The sequence below is a fragment of the Serratia sp. Ser99 genome, from assembly GCF_024519545.1.
Taxonomy (GTDB): Bacteria; Pseudomonadota; Gammaproteobacteria; order Enterobacterales; family Enterobacteriaceae; genus Serratia; species Serratia liquefaciens.
In genome coordinates this window covers 33,565-57,223 of the sequence record NZ_JALJRT010000017.1, presented here as the reverse complement: position 1 = coordinate 57,223, position 23,659 = coordinate 33,565, and the positions used below count along the sequence as shown (strand labels likewise).

Annotated in this window: 17 protein-coding genes; 13 read left to right on the top strand and 4 right to left on the bottom strand. The window is 56.0% G+C overall.

Going from position 1 to position 23,659, the window contains the following annotated elements; genetic code table 11:
• Window positions 1–193 precede the first annotated feature (193 nt).
• The 5 genes from NR114_RS22995 (at window position 194) to NR114_RS22975 (ending at window position 10,370) form a co-directional block, all read left to right on the top strand.
• A complete protein-coding gene (locus tag NR114_RS22995) occupies window positions 194–520 on the top strand; it encodes a YqcC family protein (RefSeq protein ID WP_041415648.1) in 327 nt (108 codons plus the stop codon).
• Between the two features lie 152 nt (window positions 521–672).
• Window positions 673–6,654 (top strand): alpha-2-macroglobulin, encoded by a 5,982-nt coding sequence (locus NR114_RS22990; protein WP_256814523.1) that lies wholly within the window; start codon window positions 673–675, stop codon window positions 6,652–6,654.
• A 53-nt stretch (window positions 6,655–6,707) separates the two neighbouring features.
• On the top strand, window positions 6,708–9,056 hold the full coding sequence (gene pbpC / locus NR114_RS22985; RefSeq protein WP_129983697.1) for a penicillin-binding protein 1C: 2,349 nt from the start codon (window positions 6,708–6,710) through the stop codon (window positions 9,054–9,056).
• Between the two features lie 60 nt (window positions 9,057–9,116).
• Entirely contained in the window at window positions 9,117–9,887 is a 771-nt protein-coding gene (truC, locus tag NR114_RS22980) for a tRNA pseudouridine(65) synthase TruC (protein ID WP_048759181.1), read from the top strand.
• Between the two features lie 33 nt (window positions 9,888–9,920).
• Window positions 9,921–10,370, top strand: a complete 450-nt coding sequence (locus NR114_RS22975; protein WP_020828369.1) for a flavodoxin — start codon at window positions 9,921–9,923, stop codon at window positions 10,368–10,370.
• A 95-nt stretch (window positions 10,371–10,465) separates the two neighbouring features.
• On the opposite strand, the gene NR114_RS22970 is transcribed toward NR114_RS22975, so the two are convergent.
• From NR114_RS22970 to map, 4 genes are all read right to left on the bottom strand, one after another.
• A complete protein-coding gene (locus NR114_RS22970) occupies window positions 10,466–10,855 on the bottom strand; it encodes a DUF3461 family protein (protein ID WP_006318690.1) in 390 nt (129 codons plus the stop codon).
• 128 nt (window positions 10,856–10,983) lie between these two features.
• Window positions 10,984–11,808 (bottom strand): 2,3,4,5-tetrahydropyridine-2,6-dicarboxylate N-succinyltransferase, encoded by an 825-nt coding sequence (dapD, locus tag NR114_RS22965; protein WP_020828368.1) that lies wholly within the window; start codon window positions 11,806–11,808, stop codon window positions 10,984–10,986.
• A gap of 43 nt (window positions 11,809–11,851) precedes the next feature.
• Entirely contained in the window at window positions 11,852–14,530 is a 2,679-nt protein-coding gene (gene glnD, locus NR114_RS22960; protein WP_020828367.1) for a bifunctional uridylyltransferase/uridylyl-removing protein GlnD, read from the bottom strand.
• A gap of 74 nt (window positions 14,531–14,604) precedes the next feature.
• Window positions 14,605–15,399: a type I methionyl aminopeptidase gene (map, locus tag NR114_RS22955; protein WP_020828366.1), complete on the bottom strand. Its 795-nt coding sequence runs from the start codon at window positions 15,397–15,399 to the stop codon at window positions 14,605–14,607.
• 361 nt (window positions 15,400–15,760) lie between these two features.
• Here map and rpsB point away from each other — a divergent pair, with 361 nt between their 5' ends.
• The 8 genes from rpsB to rseP all read left to right on the top strand — a co-directional run bounded on the left by rpsB (window position 15,761) and on the right by rseP (window position 23,654).
• Entirely contained in the window at window positions 15,761–16,486 is a 726-nt protein-coding gene (rpsB, locus tag NR114_RS22950) for a 30S ribosomal protein S2 (protein WP_020828365.1), read from the top strand.
• Window positions 16,487–16,614: 128 nt separating this feature from the next.
• Window positions 16,615–17,466, top strand: a complete 852-nt coding sequence (gene tsf / locus NR114_RS22945; protein ID WP_020828364.1) for a translation elongation factor Ts — start codon at window positions 16,615–16,617, stop codon at window positions 17,464–17,466.
• Between the two features lie 148 nt (window positions 17,467–17,614).
• On the top strand, window positions 17,615–18,340 hold the full coding sequence (gene pyrH, locus NR114_RS22940; RefSeq protein WP_004952223.1) for a UMP kinase: 726 nt from the start codon (window positions 17,615–17,617) through the stop codon (window positions 18,338–18,340).
• 123 nt (window positions 18,341–18,463) lie between these two features.
• Complete coding sequence (frr, locus tag NR114_RS22935) at window positions 18,464–19,021, top strand: ribosome recycling factor (protein WP_020828363.1); 558 nt, start codon at window positions 18,464–18,466, stop codon at window positions 19,019–19,021.
• Between the two features lie 157 nt (window positions 19,022–19,178).
• Complete coding sequence (gene ispC / locus NR114_RS22930; protein WP_020828362.1) at window positions 19,179–20,375, top strand: 1-deoxy-D-xylulose-5-phosphate reductoisomerase; 1,197 nt, start codon at window positions 19,179–19,181, stop codon at window positions 20,373–20,375.
• A gap of 278 nt (window positions 20,376–20,653) precedes the next feature.
• The gene (gene ispU / locus NR114_RS22925) at window positions 20,654–21,412 is read left to right on the top strand and encodes a (2E,6E)-farnesyl-diphosphate-specific ditrans,polycis-undecaprenyl-diphosphate synthase (RefSeq protein ID WP_048759170.1); all 759 of its coding nucleotides are present in this window, start codon (window positions 20,654–20,656) and stop codon (window positions 21,410–21,412) included.
• A 9-nt stretch (window positions 21,413–21,421) separates the two neighbouring features.
• A complete protein-coding gene (gene cdsA / locus NR114_RS22920; protein ID WP_234530276.1) occupies window positions 21,422–22,270 on the top strand; it encodes a phosphatidate cytidylyltransferase in 849 nt (282 codons plus the stop codon).
• A 28-nt stretch (window positions 22,271–22,298) separates the two neighbouring features.
• On the top strand, window positions 22,299–23,654 hold the full coding sequence (gene rseP, locus NR114_RS22915) for a sigma E protease regulator RseP (RefSeq protein WP_020828359.1): 1,356 nt from the start codon (window positions 22,299–22,301) through the stop codon (window positions 23,652–23,654).
• Window positions 23,655–23,659 lie beyond the last annotated feature (5 nt).

Here is a 23,659-nt window from a genome sequence, read left to right as displayed (position 1 = left end):
TGTGATCGCAGGCATGTGTCTAATCTGTTTGGTTTAGTCGGTGGGCCTATTGTGCCGTGGGGCGCTGGACGCCACCAGATAAAAACGGCCGTGCTAGTCAAGTCAGCCGAATTTGGACTATAAAAATGCTATGCTTTGCCGCTTTTCAGCCATACGGCTGAATCTTCATCATGAAAATAGATCGGGAATGCAGATGAGTATAAATAATCAGGTTCGCCACAGTTTGCAGGCGATTGAGCAGTCAATGCGCGATTTGGCTCTATGGCAGGCCGCGCCGCCTGAGCCTGAGGCTTTCTCCAGCTCCGAACCTTTCTGCGTAGACAGCATGTCGGCCGAAGCCTGGCTGCAATGGGTGTTTCTGCCGCGCATGTACGCGCTGCTGGATGCGGATGCGCCGTTGCCGACGCGTTTCGCCATCACGCCTTATTTTGAAGAGGCGCTGAAAGATAATGAACCCAACTGCATGCCGCTGCTGGTTGTGCTGCAGAAATTGGATAACATGCTGAATAAAGAGTCGTAATTATATTCCGACGTGGCCGCTGATTTTCGCCAGGCGGCAGATGGGTGTATTAGCGCAGACGCCAGGACAGGGTATTTGGCGGCGTCTTTCGAACCCGATAAACCTTGGCCGTTTATCCGGGGATCTGCAAAGGATTATAAGGTGCTGCAATAATGGATTTATTAAAGTTTATCCTTCGTCTGCCTTTTACGTTAATCAAGGGCGCATTTCGCCTGCTGGCACTGAGCCTGGCGTTACTGGGCCGGTTATTCAGGCCGCTGATCGGTAATCTTGCCTGGAGTGCGCCTGCCTGGTGGACTGCGCTGTCCGCCGGTGTGAAACGGGCGTTTTTGCGGCTGGAAAGCGGCGTAAACAAATACCCGAAAGCCATCAGTCTGGCGTTGCTGGTTTTGTTGTGTATCGCCGGTGGCGCTGTCTACGGCTGGCACTGGTGGCTGAACCGACCGCAACCGATCGAACCGGCACCCATGGTGTATCAGCAAACCGACGTGCAGGCCGCTGGCCCTGAAGCGATAAACTACGCGGTTCAGAAGCCGACACCGCAGAAGCTAAGCCTGACGTTCAGTCACTCGGCGGCGCCTTTGACCGACGTTGGTAAAGCGGTGACCAAAGGCGTGACGCTTAAGCCGCAGGCCGAGGGCCAGTGGATCTGGAACGACGCCTCAACCCTGGTCTTTACGCCGAAAAAACCGCTGCCGATGGGCACGCAATACCAGGTTAATCTCGATTCTGCCACGTTGCTGGCGCCGCAGATCAAGCTCGCCAATACTCGTTACACCTTTAACGTGCCCGCTTTTAATTACCAACTGGGGCAGGCCGAGTATTACCAGGACCCGCAGGATCCGAAGAAGCGCAGCGCTATCTTTAATCTGAAGTTCAATGCGCCGTTGGACGTCACCAGCTTTGAAAAACAGGTCTCGCTGGGATTGAAGGAAGGCAACGCCAAGTCGGAGAAAAAGCTTAACTTCTCGCTGGTCTACGACGAGAAAAAACTCAACGCCTGGATCCACTCAGAGCCGCTGCAGGCGCTGGATCAGGGCGGTGTGGTGCACCTGACCGTCGGCAAGGGCATCAAAGCGACGGTGCCCGCCAACGCCATCGACGAGGTGAAAAGCAACCGGGTCACGGTGCCGACGCTGTACAGCCTGGCGCTGAGCGATGCCAGCGCCCAGGTGGTCGACGCCGAGGGTGCCAAGGGGCAGCGGGCCCTGATCGTCGCTTTCAGCGACGCCGTCAAGGATAAAGAGCTGGTGCGCGCGACCAAGGCCTGGTTGCTGCCACAGCACGATCCCAGCGATGCTGAAGCCGCTAAAGACCCGAATGATTTTTATCAGTGGGATACTGACAGCGTCGCCAAGAATGTGCTGGCGCAGTCAACGCCGCTGAATCTGACGCTCAACGAAGCTGAAGAGAGCTACCAGCCGCAGTTCAGCTTCAAATTCGATGCCCCGGCACATCGCTTCATGCTGCTTGAGATCGACAATCAGCTGGTCTCCAACGGCGGTTACAAAATGCCGAAAAAGGCCTACCGGGTGATTGAGGTGCCGGAGTTCCCGAAATCCCTGCAGTTCATGTCGCAAGGGTCGCTCCTGTCGGTCAACGGCGATAAGCAGATCAGCGTTGCCGCGCGCAACGTGGAGGGCTTGCGCCTGGATATCAAACGGGTGATCCCAAGCCAACTGCAGCACATCGTTTCTTTCAAAAGCCGGGAATACTCTTCCGCCGAGTTTAACCGGCTGGATGACGAATATTTTACCGAGCATTTTAAATACCAGACCGCGCTCAATAATGACCAGCCGGGCGTGGTGAATTATCAGGGCATCGATCTTTCCCGCTACTTGTCCACCAATCCTGATTCTCACCGCGGTGTGTTTTTGCTGACGCTGTCCGAATGGCAACCAAACAGGAAACCGGCGGAGGAAGAGGCTGGAGCGGATGAGTCTGAGGAAGAAAGCGACGATCAAGCTGAGGTCGGCGATTCACGTTTTGTGGTAGTGACCGATCTGGGCATCGTCGCCAAAAGCTCCCAGGACAAAACGCGCGATGTATTTGTCCAATCGATTCACAGTGGCGCACCGGTCGGCAGCGCGAAAGTGTCGGTGATCGCGAAAAACGGCGTAACCTTGCTCAGTCAAATCACCGATACCAACGGCCACGTACGTTTCCCGGCGCTTGACGTTTACACCAATGAACGCCAGCCGGTGATGTTCCTGGTGGAAAAGGAGGGCGATGTTTCCTTCTTGCCGACCGGCAGCTATAACGATCGCGGGTTGGATTTCTCGCGCTTCGATATTGCCGGTGAACAGACCCCGACCGATCCGCGTGCGCTCAGTAGCTATCTGTTCTCCGATCGGGGCGTTTACCGGCCGGGAGATACCTTTAATGTTGGCCTGATCACCCGTGCTGCCGATTGGAGCGTGGGACTGGCCGGCGTGCCAGTACGTGCTGAAATCCGCGATCCGCGCGATAAGCTGATGACCACGGTGCCACTGACGTTGGGCGCCAGCGGGTTCAACGAGCTGAGCTACACCACCGATGAGAATTCACCCACCGGCGAGTGGAACGTCTATCTGTATCTGGTGGGGAAAAACCACGACACCTCAACGCTGCTTGGTCATACCTCCGTCAATGTTAAAGAGTTTGAGCCGGATCAGTTGAAGGTGAAGCTGGAGCTGACGCCAAACCGGCAACAGGGTTGGGTGAAACCTTCTGAATTGAAAGCCAATATTGACGTGCAGAACCTGTTTGGCACGCCGGCGCAAGACCGTCGCGTCACTTCCAGGTTGACGCTGCGCCCCATGTATCCGAGCTTTGACCGCTTCCCGGACTACGCCTTCTATGAGAATCGGCAGAACAGTGACGGCTTCGAAACTGAGTTGGAAGACCGCACCACCGATGAGCAGGGTACGGCTAACATCCCTCTGGATCTAAAAGGTTATGCCGACGCCACTTATCAGTTGCAACTGTTGTCGGAAGCCTTTGCCGCAGGTGGCGGGCGTTCGGTGGCGGCTACCGCCAGAACCCTGGTATCGCCTTATGATTATCTTGTCGGCGTGAAGGCGGATGGGGATCTTGGCTATATTAACCGCGATGCGGCGCGTCATCTAAATGTGATTGCCGTAGATCCGTCGCTCAAACAGATTGCCCTTGCGGATCTGAAGCTGGTGCTGATCGAGCAGAAATATATTTCCGTGCTGACCAAGCAGGACTCCGGTGTTTACAAATATCAATCCAAGTTGAAGGAAGTGTCGCTGTCGGAGCAGCCGTTGGCACTGAGTGAACAGGGGAATGACCTGCAGCTTGCGACCGACAAGCCGGGCGATTTTGTATTGGTGATTGAAGATGCGCAGGGCAAGGTGCTCAATCGCGTAGCCTACAGCGTGGCCGGGAATGCCAACCTTAGTCGTTCGCTGGATCGCAATGCGGAACTGAAATTGAAGCTGAACCAGGCGGAATATCAACCTGGCGAAGAAATAGAGGTGTCGATCAACGCGCCTTACACCGGCAGCGGTCTGATCACCATCGAGAAAGATCACGTTTACGCCTGGCAGTGGTTCCATAGCGATACCACTAGTTCGGTACAAAAAATCCGCCTGCCAGCCGGCATGGAGGGCAACGGCTATATCAACGTGCAATTTGTGCGCGACGTCAACTCCAGCGAAATCTTTATGAGCCCGCTGAGTTACGGTGTTATGCCATTCAAAATCAGCACCCGCGCACGGCAGAATGGGCTGGAAGTGACAGCACCAACGGTGATTAAGCCAGGCGAAGAGCTGACCATGACGGTGAAAACCGATGGCCCGCAGCAGGTGGCGCTGTTCGCCGTCGATGAAGGGATCCTGCAGGTCGCTCGCTACCGCTTAAAAGATCCGCTGGAGTTCTTCTTCAGCAAGCGTGAACTGAGCGTCACCAGTTCGCAAATTCTTGACCTGATCCTGCCGGAGTTCAGTAAGCTGATGGCGTTGACGGCGGCTCCGGGTGGCGATGCGGGGGAAGGTTTGGATCTCAACCTGAACCCGTTCAAACGCAAGCGTGATAAGCCGGTCGCTTACTGGTCAGGTATCACCGAGGTGAACGGCGAGAAGGCGTTCGTCTATCCGGTCCCGGATTACTTCAACGGTAAGATCCGGGTCATGGCTATCTCGGTCACGCCGGACAAGATCGGCAAGGCGCAAACCGCCGCGACAGTGCGGGACAACTTCATCATGACGCCAAACGTACCGGCGATGGTGGCACCGGGCGATGAGTTTGACGTCAGCGTGGGCGTCAGTAACAACCTCGAAGGATTGAACGGTCAACCGGTGGCGGTAAGCGTGCACTTGACGCCGCCTCCTCAGTTGGATGTGGTGGGCAACGCCGTGCAAGGCCTGTCACTGGCGGAAAAACGCGAGGGTGTGGTTAACTTCCGCCTGCGTGCCAAATCTGCGCTGGGGGATGCGCCTTTGGTGTTTGACTCCAGCTATGGCGACAAGAGCAGCCGCCGCACGGTCAGCACCTCGGTGCGGCCGGCTATGCCGTATCGAACCCAAACGGTAATGGGGCGGATGAGCGGCGGCAGCCAAAACGTCGAAGGCCTGCGTCAGATGTTTGACGCCTATGCGCAGCGTCAGGCGGCGGTTTCCCATTCACCGCTGGTGCTGACCAACGGGCTGGCTCAATACCTGGCAGACTACCCTTACTACTGTTCCGAGCAGATCGTCAGCCGCTCCATTCCGCTGATCCTGCAGAGCCGTCATCCGGAAATGGCGGGGGGCCTGAGCCAGTCCGAGGTTAGCAAACAGCTACGCAACCTGCTCGGCGTGTTGCGTTCTCGTCAGAATGACAGCGGGGCCATTGGCGCCTGGCGGTCATCGCCGGATGCCGATCCTTTCGTTACGCCGTATGTGGTCCAGTATCTGCTGGAAGCGAAACAAGCCGGGTATGCGCTGCCGGAGGGGATGCTTGAGGAGGCCAACGGCGCACTGCGTGAATTGGCGGCCAGCGGCTTTGATGACCTGTATCGGCTGCGTTTACGCAGCTGGGCTATCTATCTGCTGACGCGGCAAGGCGAGGTGACCACCAATGCGCTGGCAATGGTGCAGGATACGCTGCAAAAACGCTATCCGGACAGTTGGAAAACCGATCTGAGCGCGCTGTATCTGGCATCGTCTTATCAATTGCTGAAGATGGATGACGAGGCCGCCGCACTATTGCAGCCAAGCTGGCAGCAGTTGAGCAAAGCCTATGACAACGCCTGGTGGACGCAGAATTACTTTGATCCGCTGGTGCAGGATGCGACGCGGCTGTATTTGATTACCCGCCATTTCCCGGAAAAGGTGGCATCGATTCCGCCGCAGGTGTTGGAGAACATGGTGAAGGCGCTGAAAGAAGAGCGCTACACCACCTACTCTTCCGCGATGAGCATACTGGCGCTGGAGAGCTATTCGGCCCAGGTGGCGCAGTCAGCCAACGCGGGTTCGCTGGACATTGCGCAGATTGGTAAAGGCGGCAATGCAGCACCACAGCGGATAGCCGAGCTGCAGGGGCTGTTTGCCAAAGGGCAGTTTACCGCTGATGCCGCCGCTGTCCGCTTTACCAACAGCGGTGATGCGCCGGCCTGGTACTCGGTGACGCAGGCCGGTTATGACCTTGCTGCGCCACAGAAAGCCCTGGCACGCGGGCTGGAAATCACCCGCGATTACACCGATGAGCAGGGTAAGCCGGTCATGCAGGTAACGCTGGGTCAGAAGGTCAATGTACATCTGAAAATCCGTGCTAACGCTAAAGAGGGGCTGAGCAATCTGGCGATCGTCGATCTATTGCCGGGCGGGTTCGAAGTGGTGCAGCAAACGCCGCCGGAACCTACCGCTGACGAGGACAGCGAAGCGGAAGCGCCAAGCAGCGGTTGGCAGTCACCGCTGGCGGCTTCAGGATCCAGCTGGGCGCCGGATTACAGCGACATTCGTGAAGATCGGGTGATCATTTACGGCAGTGCCAGCACCGACGTACAGGAGTTCGTTTACCAGATCAAAGCGACCAATACCGGCAGCTTTATTATCCCACCGGCCTATGGCGAAGCCATGTATGACCGTGAAGTACAGGCCATGTCGGTCGGCAGCGGTAAACTGGTGGTGGTGCCGGCGGAAAATAAATAAGCCGTGACTGGCGTCGGGCGGATATCCGCCCGACGCCAGCGCGTTGAGATCCGATGAAAATCCTGAAAACACCCTGGCTGCAGAATAGCCTGATGGCGGTCTTTCTGCTCGCGCTGGTGCTTGGTGCCATTCGGTTATGGCCGCACCCGCCGTTGGCGCAAGAATTACCGCTGTCCTCCACCTACTATGATCGCCAAGGTACGCTGATGCGCATCACGCTGGCCAACGACGATCGTTACCGGCTATGGACTCCGCTGGAGGATATTTCACCTTTGGCGGTGCGTGGTCTGCTGCTGCATGAGGATCGGTGGTTTTACTACAACCCCGGTTTTAACCCCGTTAGCCTGGCGCGCGGCTTCTGGCGCAGCTATGTTTCCGGTGGCAGGATGCAGGGCGGTTCGACCATCAGCATGCAACTGGCGCGCATGCGCTGGCATCTCAACACCCGTACGCCGGGTGGCAAACTGCTGCAGGTCGCGCGTGCGATACAGCTAGAACTGAGCTACTCCAAGCACGATATTTTGGAAGCCTACCTGAACTACGCTCCTTACGGTCGCAATATCGAAAGCATCGGTGCCGCCAGCCTGATCTACTTCGCCAAGCCACCGCGAGACCTGACCCTGCCGGAAGCGTTAACCCTGGCCGTATTGCCGCAGTCACCCAGTTACCGTCTGGAACCTAAAACGGGCGTGCTGGGTGTTGCCCTGACGCAGGCGCGCGACCGCTTGTTCCAGCGCTGGCAGCAAGTCTACGCGACCGACAGCAGTCAACAGGCCCTGTTTCGGCTCCCGCTAGCGCTGCGTCAACCCGAGCAGATGCCCTATATTGCACCGCACTTTATCGAGCAACTGCGTCAGCAGACTCAGCAGTTGGTGCAGCATAATAGCCGCGTCGACACCACGCTGGACGTGGGGCTGCAACGTTTGGTCGAACGACAGGTAAATGCCTTTATCGCCCGTAATCAGAGCCGTGGGATCCACAATGCTGCAGTGCTGCTGGTGGACAGCCGCGATATGGGGGTCAGGGCGCTGGTGGGGTCAGCAGACTATTACAACCGCCAGATCCAAGGGCAGGTGAACGGGACCCATGCCAAGCGTTCGCCCGGTTCGACCCTGAAGCCCTTTATCTATGCCCTGGGCATGGAGCAAGGCGTGCTGCATCCGATGACCATCCTGAAAGATGTACCTTCCTCATTTGGTGCCTACGCGCCGGAGAATTTTGACCGGCGTTTTCTTGGGCCGGTAACCGCCACCGATGCGCTGAATTTTAGCCGCAATATTCCCGCTGTGTACGTGGCGTCGCAACTGCGGCAGCCGACGTTCTATCAGTTCCTGCGCCTGACTGGCGTCGAGAATATGGCCAGCGAGAATCACTATGGCTTGTCGCTGGTATTGGGGGGCGGTGAGGTTACCGCTCAGGAACTGGCGAAGCTCTATGCTCTGTTGGCGAATCGCGGCGCATTGCGTCCGTTACGCATGCTGAGTAGCGATGCGGAGACGCCGGCGGTGCGCTTGCTCAGCGAAGAAGCCAGTTTTATTACGCTGGATATGCTGCGGCAACACCGCCGCCCGGGAGATACCTTGGCGCAGCGTTCATCGTCGCTGCCGGTCTATTGGAAAACCGGGACCTCATGGGGATTTCGCGATGCCTGGAGCGTAGGGATTTTCGGGCCCTATGTGCTGGTGGTGTGGGAGGGGAACTTCGACAGTCGCGGCAATAATGCCCTGGTGGGCGCCGATGCAGCGGCTCCGTTATTCTTCAATATTATCGACAGTGTGCATGCCAGCTATCCCACGCTGCGGGAGCCCCGACATCCATTTCCGAAGCGGCTGCGGCGGGTGGATATTTGTCTGGCCAGCGGCGATTTACCCACCCCCTGGTGCCAGCAAAAGGGCAAAACCTGGTTTATTCCCGGCAAGTCACCGATCAAGGTCGACAGCGTTTATCGGCCGGTGGTGCTGGATATTCACAGCGGTGAGGTGGCCTGTCCGCCCTATGACCAGGCGCAAACCCGCACTGAAGTGTTTGAGTTCTGGCCTTCCGATCTGGCCAACGTGTTCGCTCAGGCCGGGTTGCCTAAGCGTTCGCCGCCGATAAATCGCTGTAAGGACAACGGCATTGCCGTCGGGGGTAATGCGCCGCGCATCACCTCGCCGCTTAAGAACACCACCTATACCCTGCGGCAATCGCAGCAGGGACGCGATAAAATTGCCTTCAACGCAGTGACCGATGCCGACAGCAAAACGGTGTACTGGTTTGTTGACGATATCTATCTCGGTAGCAGCGCCAGCAAAAAGGCCATCGACTGGCGGCCGATCAACAATGGGCAGTACCGCATTCGGGCGGTGGACGATCGCGGCCGGGCCGATAGTCGTCTGGTGACCATCGAATGGGTTAACTAGCCCTGACGCACTGCTGTATACTCGCGCCGGAATCTGGGCTTTTACGTAGGAAAAGAGATTGTGATTGAGGTTTTGTATCAGGATGAGCACCTGGTGGCGGTGAACAAGCCGTCCGGTTGGCTGGTGCACCGCAGCTGGCTGGATCGCCATGAAACCCGGTTTGTGATGCAGACCGTACGCGATCAGATTGGCCAGCACGTGTTTACCGTGCATCGCCTTGATCGTCCTACTTCCGGGGTATTGCTGATGGCGTTGTCCAGCGAGGTGGCGCGGCTGTTGTCGCAGCAGCTTGAACTGCACCAAATGCAGAAAACCTACCATGCGGTGGTCCGCGGTTACGTGCTGGAAGGCGATACCCTCGATTACCCGTTGACGGAAGAGCTGGACAAAATTGCCGACAAGTTTGCCTCGGCGGACAAAGGTCCGCAGCCGGCAGTCACCCATTATCGGCCGCTGGCGCAGGCAGAGATGCCGGTGGCGATTGGCCGTTACGACAGCGCGCGCTACAGCCTGGTTGAACTGAAACCGGAGCATGGCCGCAAGCACCAGTTGCGGCGCCATATGGTGCATATCCGCCATCCCATCATCGGTGACAGCAAGCACGGCGATCTGCGTCAGAACCGCGGCATGGCGGAGCATTTCGGCTGTTCACGCCTGATGCTTCACGCCAGTCACCTGCAGCTGAATCACCCGGTGACCGGTGAGCCGCTGCAGATTTCCGCTCGCTGGGACGAGTCCTGGCAGGGCGTTATGTCACAGTTTGGCTGGGCGGAGAGTATCCCTGAGCTTGCCAGGGTTGAGTTTCCTTCAGCTAGCGGTCAGGATAACTGATCATTTCTAAAGGTATTTAAGGGAGTAGGAGCAATGGCTCAGGTTGGAATCTTCGTGGGAACGGTTTACGGCAACTCACTGCTGGTGGCGGAAGAAGCGGAAAATATCCTCAGCGAACAGGGGCATGAGGTCAAACTGTTCGAGGAGGGCACGCTTGAAGCCTGGCAGTTTTACCGTCAGCATTACGCGTTGGTAATTACCTCCACCACCGGTCAGGGCGATTTGCCGGACAGCATTGCACCGCTGTTCCATGCTATTCGCGATCGGGTCGGCTACCAGCCAGAGCTGCGTTACGGACTGATCGCGTTGGGTGACAGCAGCTACGATAACTTCTGCGGTGCAGGGCGCGCATTTGATGCATTGCTGCAGGAACAAGGAGCAACTCGCGTAGGTGAGGTGTTGGAAATCGATGCGATGGAACAGCCGGAGCCGGAAGTGGTTTCCTGCCCGTGGGTCGAGCAGTGGGCCACATTGCTGAAATAGAATTACCCGTTGCCTTTCAAGTTGCAGCGTTGTTAGCTGCAACTTGAAATTCATAGGGTAAAAATGAAGTCCAGTAGATCCAGTTCGCTGAACCCTTACTTACCGCGGGTCAGTTTTTCCAGATCGGATTCGATCTCGGCAATCTTGTGGGAAACCACGCCTTCCAGATGACGCAGGTCATCAAGAATTTTGCGTTTCAGATCCACTTCAACCTGGTCCCGCTGGCACAGCTGATCCAGCTCATCAATCACGTAACGCAGGTTCGGGTTAATTTCGTGGATTTCTTTGTAACCCTGGCCGGCATTGTCCGCAACCACGGTCTTGCGTTGGCGCGGGTATTTGAACTTCACGCTTTTGGCAAAGAACTCGCCTTTATCCTTGCGGAAATAAATCTTAAGAATGTCGTTATTGGCCTCCTGACGCAGGCTATAGCGATCGACATCTTCCGGTTGATTGATTCCTAAGCTTTTCAGGTTGTCATACATAATAGCGCCACCTTATAAATAGACTTTATTCCACGGTCTGGGATTATGGCGAATAACCACGCCAGAGACTGTGACTGCTCACGTAATGAAGACAAAAAAATAGCGGGTGATTCACCCGCTATCTTAATTTAGTCGATGGTGCGCAATAACTCATTAATGCCGACTTTGCCGCGCGTCTTGGCATCGACTTTTTTGACGATCACTGCGCAGTACAGGCTGTAAGAGCCATCTTTGGACGGCAGGTTACCGGAAACCACCACCGAACCGGCAGGCACGCGGCCGTAGTGCACTTCGCCGGTTTCGCGGTCGTAAATGCGGGTGCTCTGGCCCAGGTATACGCCCATGGAAATCACTGAACCTTCTTCTACGATCACGCCTTCAACCACTTCTGAACGCGCACCGATGAAGCAGTTGTCTTCAATGATGGTCGGGTTGGCCTGCAGAGGCTCCAGTACGCCACCGATGCCGACGCCGCCGGACAGGTGAACGTTCTTGCCGATTTGCGCGCAAGAGCCGACGGTAGCCCAGGTATCCACCATGCTGCCTTCGTCAACGTAAGCGCCGATGTTCACGTAGGATGGCATCAGAACCGTGTTGCGGGCGATGAATGCGCCCTGGCGAACGGTCGCCGGTGGCACTACGCGGAAGCCTTCTTTCTGGAAGCGCGCTTCGTCGTAATCGGCGAATTTCATTGGCACTTTGTCGTAATAACGGGTTTCTGCACCGTCCATCACTTTGTTGTCATTGATGCGGAAAGAAAGCAGCACGGCCTTTTTCAGCCACTGATGCGTTACCCACTGACCGTCAATCTTCTCGGCAACGCGCAGGGCGCCGCTGTCCAGCAGGCCGATCACCTGGTTTACCGCTTCGCGCGTTACGGTGTCTACGTTCGCCGGGGTGATTTCCGCGCGGCGCTCGAAGGCGTTTTCAATAACGTTTTGTAATTGCTGCATGCTGTTCTCTGTCCTGATGTTGTCTACGAAAAGGTTACTTGTATCACAATTTATCGTTTGGATTGAGGGCCTCTGTCAACCGTTGTTCCAACTTTCTGCGCGTTTCCGGGTTAAGGGCGCGTCGATCGCTGTCGGCCAGAATAAATAAATCCTCAACCCGCTCGCCAATGGTGGAGATGCGCGCGCCATGCAGTGACAAACCGAGATCGGCGAACACTTCGCCTACCCGGGCCAGCAGGCCTGGCTGATCGAGCGCGGTCAGTTCCAGATAGCTGCGGCGGTCGGTATGGGTTGGCAGGAAGCTGACTTCGGTCGGCACGCTGAAATGACGCAGCTTGGAGGACGGCCTGCGCACGCGCGGCGGCTGATATTCCCGCTGGGTAATGGCCTGTACCAACGCGTGGCGGATCGCCGCATGGCGGTCCTGCGCCAGCGGGCTGCCATCCGGCTCCAGTACGATAAAGGTATCCATCGCCATGCCGTCGCGATTGGTGAAGATCTGTGCGTCGTGCACGCTCAGGTTGCGACGATCCATCTCGCCGGCCACGGCGGCAAACAGGTATGGGCGATCCGGGCTCCAGATGAAAATCTCGGTGCCGCCGCGCGTCGCCTGACGACTGACCAGCACCAGCGGTTGGGTGGAGTCATGGGCCAGCAGATGGCGTGCGTGCCAGGCCAATTGGTTCGGCGAATGGCGCAGGAAGTAATCGGCACGACAGCGGCTCCAGATGCGGTGCAGCGCTTCTTCGTCGATATTGTCCATGCGCAGCAGCGCCAGCGCTTGCAGGCGGTGGTGACGCACGCGTTCGCGCAAATCCGGGCTGTTCTGCATGCCGCGGCGCAGCTGTTTTTCGGTGGCGAAATAGAGCTCACGCAACAGGCTCTGTTTCCAGCTGTTCCACAGGGTCTCGTTGGTGGCGCAGATGTCCGCTACGGTCAGGCAAACCAGATAACGCAGGCGGGTTTCACTCTGCACTTCGGCGCTAAACTGCTGAATCACCGTCGGATCCTGAATGTCGCGCCGTTGGGCGGTGACCGACATCAGTAAATGGCAGCGAACCAGCCAGGCCACCAGTTGAGACTCACGGGAATTCAAACCGTGCAGCTCGGCGAACTCCAACGCGTCCTGCGCGCCGAGGATCGAGTGGTCGCCGCCGCGGCCTTTGGCGATATCGTGGAACAGCGCCGCCAGCAGCAAAAGTTCCGGGTTCGGCAGGCGCGGATACAGCTCAACGCACAGCGGGTGACGTGGCCGCGTTTCGGCATCGGCAAAGCTTTCCAGTTTTTGCAGGACGCGAACGGTGTGTTCGTCGACGGTGTAGGCATGAAACAGGTCGAACTGCATTTGCCCGACAATTTTGCCCCACTGCGGCATATAGGCCCACAGTACGCTGTGGCGGTGCATCGGCACCAGCGCCCGCGAAACGGCGCCCGGATGGCGTAGGATGGCCATAAACAGATCGCGCGCTTCCGGAATGGTGCACAGTGGTTGTTTCAGATGGCGGCGCGCATGACGCAACTGGCGGACGGTGGTGGAGTAAATGCCTTTGATTTCGCGGTTGCGCACCATCAGGTAGAACATCCGCATGATCGATTCCGGCTGACGAATAAACAGCGTTTCGTCACGCAGGTCGATCAGGTCGCCACGCAGTTGAAAATCTTCGTTCAACGGCCGGGGTTTTTCCGTGGCGTCCAGCGCCAGAATCGCCTCATCGAACAGTTGCAGCAGCATGTGGTTCAGTTCGCCGACGCGGCGCGTCATGCGATAAAAATCTTTCATCATGCGCTCGACCGGCTCGTTGCCTTCCCCCTCATAACGCAGCAACTGCGCCACGTTAAGCTGGCGATCGAACAGCAGTCGGTTATCGTAGCGGGGCAACACCAGATGCAGCGCGAAGCGAATGCGCCACAGGAAGCTTTGGCATTCGTTAAGCTCGTTGCGTTCGGCCTGGGTCAGAAAACCAAAGCCGACCATTTCGTCCAGCGAAGTGGCGCCGAAGTGACGGCGCGCTACCCACAGCAGGGTGTGAATGTCCCGGAGGCCACCGGGGCTGCTCTTGATGTCCGGCTCCAGATTGTAGCTGGTGCCGTGGTAGCGTTGGTGGCGCTCTTGCTGTTCGACCAACTTGGCGTGGAAAAATTGGGGGGAGGGCCAGAAGCCGTCGCTGAAAATGTGCTTTTGCATTTGCAGGAACAAGGCCACATCGCCGCAGATCATGCGTGATTCAATCAGGTTGGTGGCGACGGTCAGATCCGCCAGGCCCTCCAACAAGCACTCTTCCAGCGTACGTACGCTGTGGCCCACTTCCAGCTTAAGATCCCACAGCAGGGTGATAAATTCCCCCACGCGCTGGGATTGCTGTTCATTCAGCCGGCGCTGGCTCAGCACCAGCACGTCAATGTCCGAAAGCGGGTGCAATTCGCCACGGCCATAACCGCCGACCGCCACCAAAGCGGTTTCCGGAATATCTTCGAAACCGTAAAACACCCACAGGCGACGCAGCAGGCGATCGATAAAGTCGCTGCGGGCGGCGACCAGGCTTTCGGCGCTGGAGCCGGCATTGAACGCTTCGGCCAGCCACAGTTGGAACTGTTCGAGGCGCTGTTTCAGCGCGACGCAGTTGAGCTCCTCATCGCCATAGGCGTTGGGATATTCAGGCTGCTCCGGCACGGCCTGTCGTGGAATGACCGAGGTGTCTTGTTGGCGAAAGTTTTCAGACATAGTACGCAGCCCATAAAAAAGGCCGGCAAAAGCCGGCCTGTGACATCATGCATCGCGGCAATACGCCGCGGCGCTTACATCTCGTGCGTAATGATGTTGGGGATGGTGTCATCCTTGCGCAACGTCATTATCTCGCAGCCGTTATCTGTGACCACAATAGTATGCTCATACTGCGCCGACAAGCTGCGATCCTTAGTTTTTACCGTCCAGCCGTCTTTCATGGTGCGGATGCGGTAATCACCGGCATTGACCATTGGCTCGATGGTGAAGGCCATACCGGGTTGCAGTACCACACCGCCGTCGTCGGCATCATAGTGCAGCACCTGCGGTTCTTCGTGGAACACTTCGCCAATGCCGTGGCCACAGTATTCGCGCACCACGGAAAAGTTTTCGGCTTCGACGAATTTCTGGATCTCTTTGCCCAGCGTGCGCAGGCGGATGCCAGGCTTCACCATTTTCAGCGACAGATAAAGGCTTTCCTGCGTGATGCGGCACAGACGCTCGCCCAGAATGGTCGGTTTGCCGACGATGAACATCTTGGATGTGTCGCCGTGGAAACCCTCTTTGATCACGGTAACGTCGATATTCACGATGTCGCCGTCCTTCAGTACCTTGTCATCGCTCGGGATGCCGTGGCAGACCACTTCATTAACCGAGATGCACACGGATTTCGGGAAACCGTGGTAGCCCAGACAGGCGGAAATCGCCTGCTGCTTGTTGGTGATGTGGTCGTGACAGATACGATCGAGTTCGCCGGTGGTCACGCCAGGCTTGACGTGCGGCTCGATGATTTCCAGCACTTCGGCAGCCAGACGGCCGGCCACGCGCATTTTTTGGATGTCATCAGGTGTTTTAATTGAGATTGCCATGAAATTCGTCCGCAGGTGTCGTGCTCGCCGACAACAGAAAGAAATAATAAGAAGCAGTCTCTTATGGTATCAGTCCGGCCTGAGGCTGCCAAATTTGATTTCTCGACGATGACGACTGTGGCAACAAAAGTTGGTGTCCGGGGTGGGTTTATGGTATAAAGCGCGCCGGCAGATCCGCGTCTTGGTCCTTGCGATAAGGACGGGAAAGGCCGAAAATACTTTAACTGCACTCACATTGTGTAAATAACACACACGTATCGGCACATCCGCCGGGGTGCCCTGAGGTGATTTATCACCGCCAGGGTCGGCGTTATGGGATACGTGGAGGCATAACCCCAACTCACTCTATAGAGGTTTAATCATGGCAACTGTTTCCATGCGCGACATGCTCCAGGCTGGTGTACACTTTGGTCACCAGACCCGTTACTGGAACCCGAAAATGAAGCCTTTCATCTTCGGCGCACGTAACAAGGTTCACATCATCAACCTGGAAAAAACTGTACCAATGGCCAACGCAGCACTGGCTGAACTGACCAAGATCTCTTCCCGTAAAGGTAAGATCCTGTTCGTTGGTACTAAGCGCGCAGCAAGCGAAGCGGTAAAAGAATATGCTAACACCTGCGATCAGTTCTTCGTGAACCATCGCTGGTTGGGCGGCATGCTGACTAACTGGAAAACCGTTCGTCAGTCAATCAAACGTTTGAAAGATCTGGAAATCCAGTCTCAAGATGGCACCTTCGACAAGCTGACCAAGAAAGAGGCGCTGATGCGTACTCGCGAACTGGCCAAGCTGGAAAACTCCCTGGGTGGTATCAAAGACATGGGTGGTCTGCCTGACGCTCTGTTCGTTATCGATGCCGATCACGAACACATCGCGATCAAAGAAGCCAACAACCTGGGTATCCCGGTATTCTCTATCGTTGATACCAACTCCGATCCAGACGGCGTTGACTTCATCATCCCTGGTAACGACGATGCAATCCGTGCAATCAAATTGTACCTGACTGCCGTTGCTGCCGCCGTCCGTGAAGGTCGTTCTCAAGATCTGGCCGTTCAAGCGGAAGAAAGCTTCGTAGAAGCTGAATAATAAGGCAAGCTCGTCACTGAGCCCTTATTAACCAGGTATTGAATATGTTGGTTAGGGGGGCCTTTATTGGCCCCCTTTGCTTATCTGAATGAGAACTGTCTCTACGTGAGATAACCGAGGAAAAAGAAATGGCTGATATTACCGCTGCTCTGGTAAAAGAACTGCGCGAGCGTACTGGCGCTGGCATGATGGATTGCAAAAAAGCTCTGGTCGAATCTAACGGCGACATCGAGCTGGCAATCGAAAACATGCGTAAATCTGGCGCGATCAAAGCGGCGAAAAAAGCAGGCAACGTAGCTGCTGACGGCGTGATCAAAACCAAGATCGAAGGCAACTACGGCGTGATCCTGGAAGTAAACTGCCAGACTGACTTCGTTGCTAAAGATGCCGGTTTCCAGGCATTCGCTGACAAAGTGCTGGACGCTGCTGTTGCAGGCAAAATCACTGACGTTGAAGTGTTGAAAGCACAGTTCGAAGAAGAACGTGTAGCGCTGGTTGCCAAAATCGGTGAAAACATCAACATCCGTCGCGTGGCTTCCCTGGAAGGCGAAGTGCTGGGCAGCTACCTGCACGGCGCACGTATCGGCGTTCTGATCGCGGCTAAAGGCGCTGACGAAGAGCTGGTTAAGCAAATCGCCATGCACGTTGCGGCGAGCAAGCCAGAATTCGTTAAGCCTGAAGATGTGTCTGCTGAAGTGGTAGAAAAAGAGTACCAGGTTCAGCTGGACATCGCCATGCAGTCTGGCAAGCCGAAAGAAATCGCTGAGAAAATGGTTGAAGGCCGCATGAAGAAATTCACCGGCGAAGTTTCTCTGACCGGTCAGCCTTTCGTTATCGAACCAAGCAAAACCGTTGGCCAGGTGCTGAAAGAGCACAACGCTGACGTCGTTAACTTCATCCGCTTCGAAGTGGGCGAAGGCATCGAAAAAGCGGCAAATGACTTCGCTGCTGAAGTTGCTGCAATGAGCAAACAGTCTTAATGACTGTCAATGGAGCCGCCGTCAGGCGGTTCCATTCTATCCAGCCAGAATTACACCGGTGACAGGCCCTGTGGCAATATACTCATCACAGGCGCACTTCATCGGCTGAAATCCCCAATACTAATACTGCTTCTTAGGACAGAACACCATGGCAACCAATGCAAAACCCGTATATCAGCGTATTCTGCTCAAACTGAGTGGCGAAGCCCTGCAAGGCGCAGAAGGTTTTGGTATCGACGCTAGCGTTTTGGATCGCATGGCTCAGGAAGTTAAAGAGCTGGTCGAACTGGGAATTCAGGTCGGTGTAGTTATTGGCGGCGGTAACCTGTTCCGCGGCGCGGGCCTGGCGCAGGCCGGCATGAACCGCGTAGTGGGCGACCACATGGGAATGCTGGCTACCGTGATGAACGGCCTGGCTATGCGTGATGCACTGCACCGTGCCTATGTGAACGCCCGCCTGATGTCAGCCATTCCGTTGAACGGCGTGTGCGACAACTACAGCTGGGCCGAGGCGATCAGCCTGCTGCGTAATAACCGCGTGGTGATCTTCTCCGCCGGTACCGGCAACCCGTTCTTCACCACCGATTCTGCTGCGTGTCTGCGCGGGATCGAGATCGAAGCGGACGTGGTATTGAAAGCGACTAAAGTGGATGGTGTATACTCCGCTGATCCGGTTAAAAATCCGGATGCAACGCTGTACGAACATATCACCTATCAAGATGTACTGGAGCGCGAGCTGAAAGTGATGGATCTGGCAGCGTTTACGCTGGCCCGCGATCACGGTCTGCCGATTCGCGTATTCAACATGAACAAGCCAGGTGCGTTGCGCCGGGTGGTGATGGGTGAGAACGAAGGCACGCTGATCAGCAAATAAGGCTGTTCTGCCCAATTTAGCGGGAGCGGGTAACGTTGTGCGTTATGCGCTCTCCTTGAGTAAAATTCACGGGCTATACTGTGGTATGGCCTGCCAAGTCTCCAGCTTCCAAGGGTTTGCAACGTGATTAATGAAATCAGAAAAGATGCTGATTCACGCATGGAAAAAAGCGTAGAAGCATTCAAAAACCAAATCAGCAAAATCCGTACCGGCCGTGCTTCTCCAAGCATCCTGGACGGCATCATGGTGGAATACTACGGTTCTGCAACGCCGCTGCGTCAGTTGGCTAACGTGACCGTAGAAGACTCCCGTACCCTGGCAATCAACCTGTTTGATCGCTCCCTGGGTTCAGCGGTAGAAAAGGCCATCATGGCGTCTGATCTGGGCCTGAACCCAAGCTCAGCCGGCAGCGTGATCCGTGTTCCGCTGCCTCCGTTGACCGAAGAGCGCCGTAAAGACCTGATCAAAGTGGTGCGCGGTGAAGCCGAGCAGGGCCGTGTTGCCGTACGTAACGTGCGCCGTGACGCCAACGACAAAGTGAAGGCGTTGCTGAAAGACAAAGAAATCAGCGAAGACGAAGATCGTCGTTCTCAGGACGACATTCAGAAAATGACCGACGCCTACATCAAGCTGCTCGATGCCGCGCTGGCGGACAAAGAAAAAGAGCTGATGGAATTCTAATCAGCATCGCGCAGAAAAAAAGCGTCGCCTGGGCGGCGCTTTGTTTTTTGTGGCGCAGATCCCGTTTCATCGTGCTGATTGATCATGGACAAGCGGTGGCGAAGGTTACACACTGGAGCACCTCCGATCTCATCAGACAGTTATTCAGAGTGAGCTCATGAAGCAACTGACTATTCTTGGCTCCACCGGCTCAGTGGGGACCAGTACCCTGGCCGTGGTCAGGGAAAATCCCGACCGTTTTGCGATTAAAGCGCTGGTTGCCGGCCACAACGTAGCCGTCATGGCACAGCAGTGTATGGAATTTCGCCCAACCTATGCCGCAATGGCAGACGAAGGCGCGGCACGTGAGTTACGTACCCTGCTGGCGGAAAATGGCGTTGCCACCGAGGTGATGGCGGGCGAGCAGGCCGCTTGTGATTTGGCGGCGTTGGACGACGTTGATCAGGTCACCGCCGCCATCGTCGGTGCTGCCGGTTTACTTCCGACACTGGCGGCGATTCGTGCTGGCAAGCAGGTATTACTGGCGAACAAAGAGTCGCTGGTGACCTGTGGGCGCCTGTTTATGGACGCAGTGCAAAAAAGTCAGACGCAGTTGCTGCCGCTGGACAGCGAGCATAACGCGATTTTTCAGAGTTTGCCTGAGAGCATTCAGCGTCAGTTGGGATACTCTTCATTAGACAGTCATGGTGTGTCGCGCATCGTGCTCACCGGTTCCGGCGGCCCGTTCCGCACCACGCCACTGGAACAGTTCGCCACGATGACGCCGGATCAGGCCTGTGCCCATCCCAATTGGTCGATGGGGCGCAAGATCTCGGTGGATTCCGCCACCATGATGAACAAAGGACTGGAATATATCGAGGCCCGCTGGCTGTTTAACGCCTCGGCCGAACAAATGGAAGTGATTCTGCATCCTCAGTCGGTGATCCATTCAATGGTGCGCTACACTGATGGCAGCGTGTTGGCCCAGTTGGGCACGCCGGATATGCGTACGCCGATCGCTCATGCAATGGCCTACCCGCAGCGGGTAAACTCCGGTGTGGAAGCGCTGGATTTTTGCCGTATCGGCTCGCTGACCTTTGCCGAACCTGAACGGGAACGCTATCCCTGCCTGTATCTGGCCATAGAGGCCTTTGACGCGGGGCAGGCGGCAACCACCGCACTGAACGCGGCCAATGAAGTTGCCGTGGCGGCTTTCCTGCAGGAGCAGATTCGCTTTACCGATATTGCGACGGTGAACCAAAAAGTAGTCGAACGGCTGTCACTGCAGGAACCGTCCTGCATTGATGCGGTCTTAGAAATAGATCGTCAGGCACGTGAGGTTGCGGTTGGGTTGGTTAAATCACTGCGTAACTGATAGCGGCATTTATCCTATTTTGTTCGTAAATTACGCGTGCCGCAGTGGGGTTGTTTGTTCAGGCCCGGCTGAGGTGATATAGTCTGCGCCACTTGTCAGCGGTTATACCGTTGAATTCTGGCCCGATTGATATCTCGAACGCCAATGGCGCAGCGGAAATTACCGGCTGTCGCAGGGCAGACTGAAAAGCCGTGTCGGGCACACGGCTTTTTTTGCGCGTAAGGGCCTGATGTTCCGGAAGGGCAGTTGTATTTCTATTGAGGAAATAAGTACGAGTTATGTCGTCCGCAAATCAACAAGAGGCTAATCCGTCCACTTTGGGGCCACGGCATGTTGCCATTATCATGGACGGTAACGGGCGCTGGGCTAAACGTCAGGGTAAGTTACGTGTCTTCGGTCATAAAGCAGGGGTGAAATCGGTTCGTCGCGCGGTCAGTTTTGCTGCCAACAACCATTTAGATGCGCTCACGCTTTATGCCTTCAGCAGCGAGAACTGGAACCGTCCGGTGCAGGAAGTCTCCGCCCTCATGGAGCTTTTCGTCCGAGCCTTGGACAGTGAAGTAAAAAGCCTGCATAAACATAACGTCAGACTGCGGGTGATCGGCGACATCAGCCGTTTCAGCGCGCGTTTGCAAGAGCGGATCCGCCGCTCCGAGCAACTGACAGAAAATAACGATGGCCTGACGCTCAACATTGCCGCCAACTACGGTGGCCGTTGGGATATCATTCAGGGAGTAAGGGAACTGGCTGAGCAGGTGAAGGATGGTTTGCTGCGTCCGGATCAAATTAGCGAAGAATTACTGGGTGAGCGAGTCTGCATGAGCGACTTGTCACCGGTGGATCTGGTGATCCGCACTGGCGGTGAACACCGCATCAGTAACTTCTTGCTGTGGCAAATTGCTTATGCCGAACTTTACTTTACTGATGTACTCTGGCCTGATTTTGATGAACTTGTCTTTGAAGGTGCGCTGAATGCATTTGCACAACGCGAGCGTCGCTTCGGGGGAACAACACCTATCGGCGCCAATGCGTCCTAGGGGGAACTTTTGCTGAAGTATCGCCTCATAACGGCTCTGATTTTAATCCCGATTGTTATCGCGGCGCTGTTCTTGCTGCCGCCAGTGGGCTTTGCCCTGGTAACGCTCGCTGTGTGCATGCTAGCCGCTTGGGAGTGGGGCCAACTGGCCGGTTTCACCTCCCGTTCGCAGCGCATCTGGCTGGCGATATTGTGTGGCTTCCTGCTGGCGCTAATGATGCTCAGCATTCCGGCCTACCATCAGTCGGTCCACCTGCCTCAGGTAGGTGGGCCGCTTTGGCTGTCACTGGTCTGGTGGTTGGCGGCGTTGTTGCTGGTGCTGTTTTATCCGGGGTCTGCCGCGCTGTGGCGTAATTCGCGTCCAATACGTCTGATGTTCGGCTTGCTGACCATAGTGCCGTTCTTTTGGGGCATGCTGTCGCTGCGTCAGTTTGGCTATGAGCAAAACCATTTCACCGGCGCCTGGTGGCTGCTGTATGTGATGTTGCTGGTTTGGGGCGCGGATTCCGGCGCTTACATGTTCGGCAAGCTGTTTGGCAAGCATAAGCTGGCGCCTAAAGTTTCTCCGGGGAAAACCTGGGAGGGACTCATCGGCGGTCTGATTACCTCGGCCCTGATATCCTGGCTGTTTGGCCGTTACGCGCCGTTGAATATCGTGCCGGCGACCTTACTGATTTGTTCGGTGATTGCCGCCCTGGCCTCTGTGCTGGGCGATCTTACCGAGAGCATGTTCAAACGCGAAGCGGGTATCAAAGACAGTGGTCATTTGATACCGGGTCATGGCGGTATACTGGATCGTATCGACAGCCTGACCGCAGCAGTGCCTGTATTTGCCTGCCTGATGCTGTTAGTGTTTTAATCCGTCAACGACGGGGAGTGAAGGGATTATGGGTAGCGTGCTCTGGAACTTAGTCGCATTTCTTATTGCACTCGGTGTTTTGATCACCGTGCACGAGTTCGGGCACTTTTGGGTAGCCCGTCGCTGCGGCGTCCGTGTAGAACGCTTTTCCATCGGCTTTGGCCGCGCCTTATGGCGCCGTACTGACCGTCAGGGGACGGAGTACGTGATTGCCCTGATCCCTCTGGGCGGTTACGTGAAGATGCTCGATGAGCGGGTTGATTCGGTTGCACCGGAATTCCGCCATCAGGCATTTAACAACAAAACCGTGTGGCAACGCGCCGCTATCGTCAGCGCTGGACCTATCGCCAACTTCCTGTTTGCTATTCTTGCTTACTGGCTGGTATTTATTATCGGCGTTCCCAGCTTCCGTCCTGTGATTGGTGAAATATCGCCTCAGTCGATTGCCGCCCACGCTGAAATTTCACCTGGAATGGAACTTAAGTCCGTTGACGGTATCGAAACGCCTGATTGGGAATCAGTTCGTCTGGCGCTGGTGGCGAAGATCGGCGACGCACAAACCGAAGTCGGTATCGCGCCGTTTGGCTCTTCTCAGGTGGTGACTAAAACCCTGGATTTACGCCAGTGGAATTTCGAGCCGGACAAACAAGATCCCGTGGTGGCGTTGGGTATTATTCCGCGCGGCCCACAGATAGAATCTGTCCTTGCCGAAGTGCAATCGGGGTCGGCGGCACAAAAGGCGGGTTTACAAGCGGGGGACAGGATCGTTAAAGTCGACGGTCAGCTATTGGGTCGTTGGCAAACGTTGGTTAAACGGATCCACAACGGCCCTGGGCAACCGCTGGTTTTAGAGATTGAAAGAAACGGCGCCCCCTTGTCTTTGACGCTGATACCGGATACAAAGCCGGTGGGAAAAGACAAATCGGTGGGTTTCGCCGGCATCATTCCGAAAGTGCTGCCGCTGCCGGACGAGTATAAAACGATTCGTCAGTATGGACCTTTCCCGGCGCTGTATCAGGCTGGGGACAAGACCTGGCAGCTAATGAGCCTCACGGTCAAAATGCTGGGTAAATTAATAACCGGTGATGTAAAGCTGAACAACCTGAGTGGCCCGATTTCGATTGCACAGGGAGCAGGGGCGTCAGCCGGGGTCGGGTTAGTGTATTATCTGATGTTCCTGGCGTTGATCAGTGTCAACCTGGGTATCATCAACCTGTTCCCATTACCGGTGTTAGATGGTGGGCATCTCCTCTTCCTGGCGATAGAAAAGCTGAAGGGTGGGCCGGTTTCCGAGCGAGTACAGGACTACAGTTACCGCATAGGTTCGATCGTGTTGGTGCTTTTAATGGGTCTTGCACTTTTCAATGATTTTTCTCGCCTTTAGGGGCG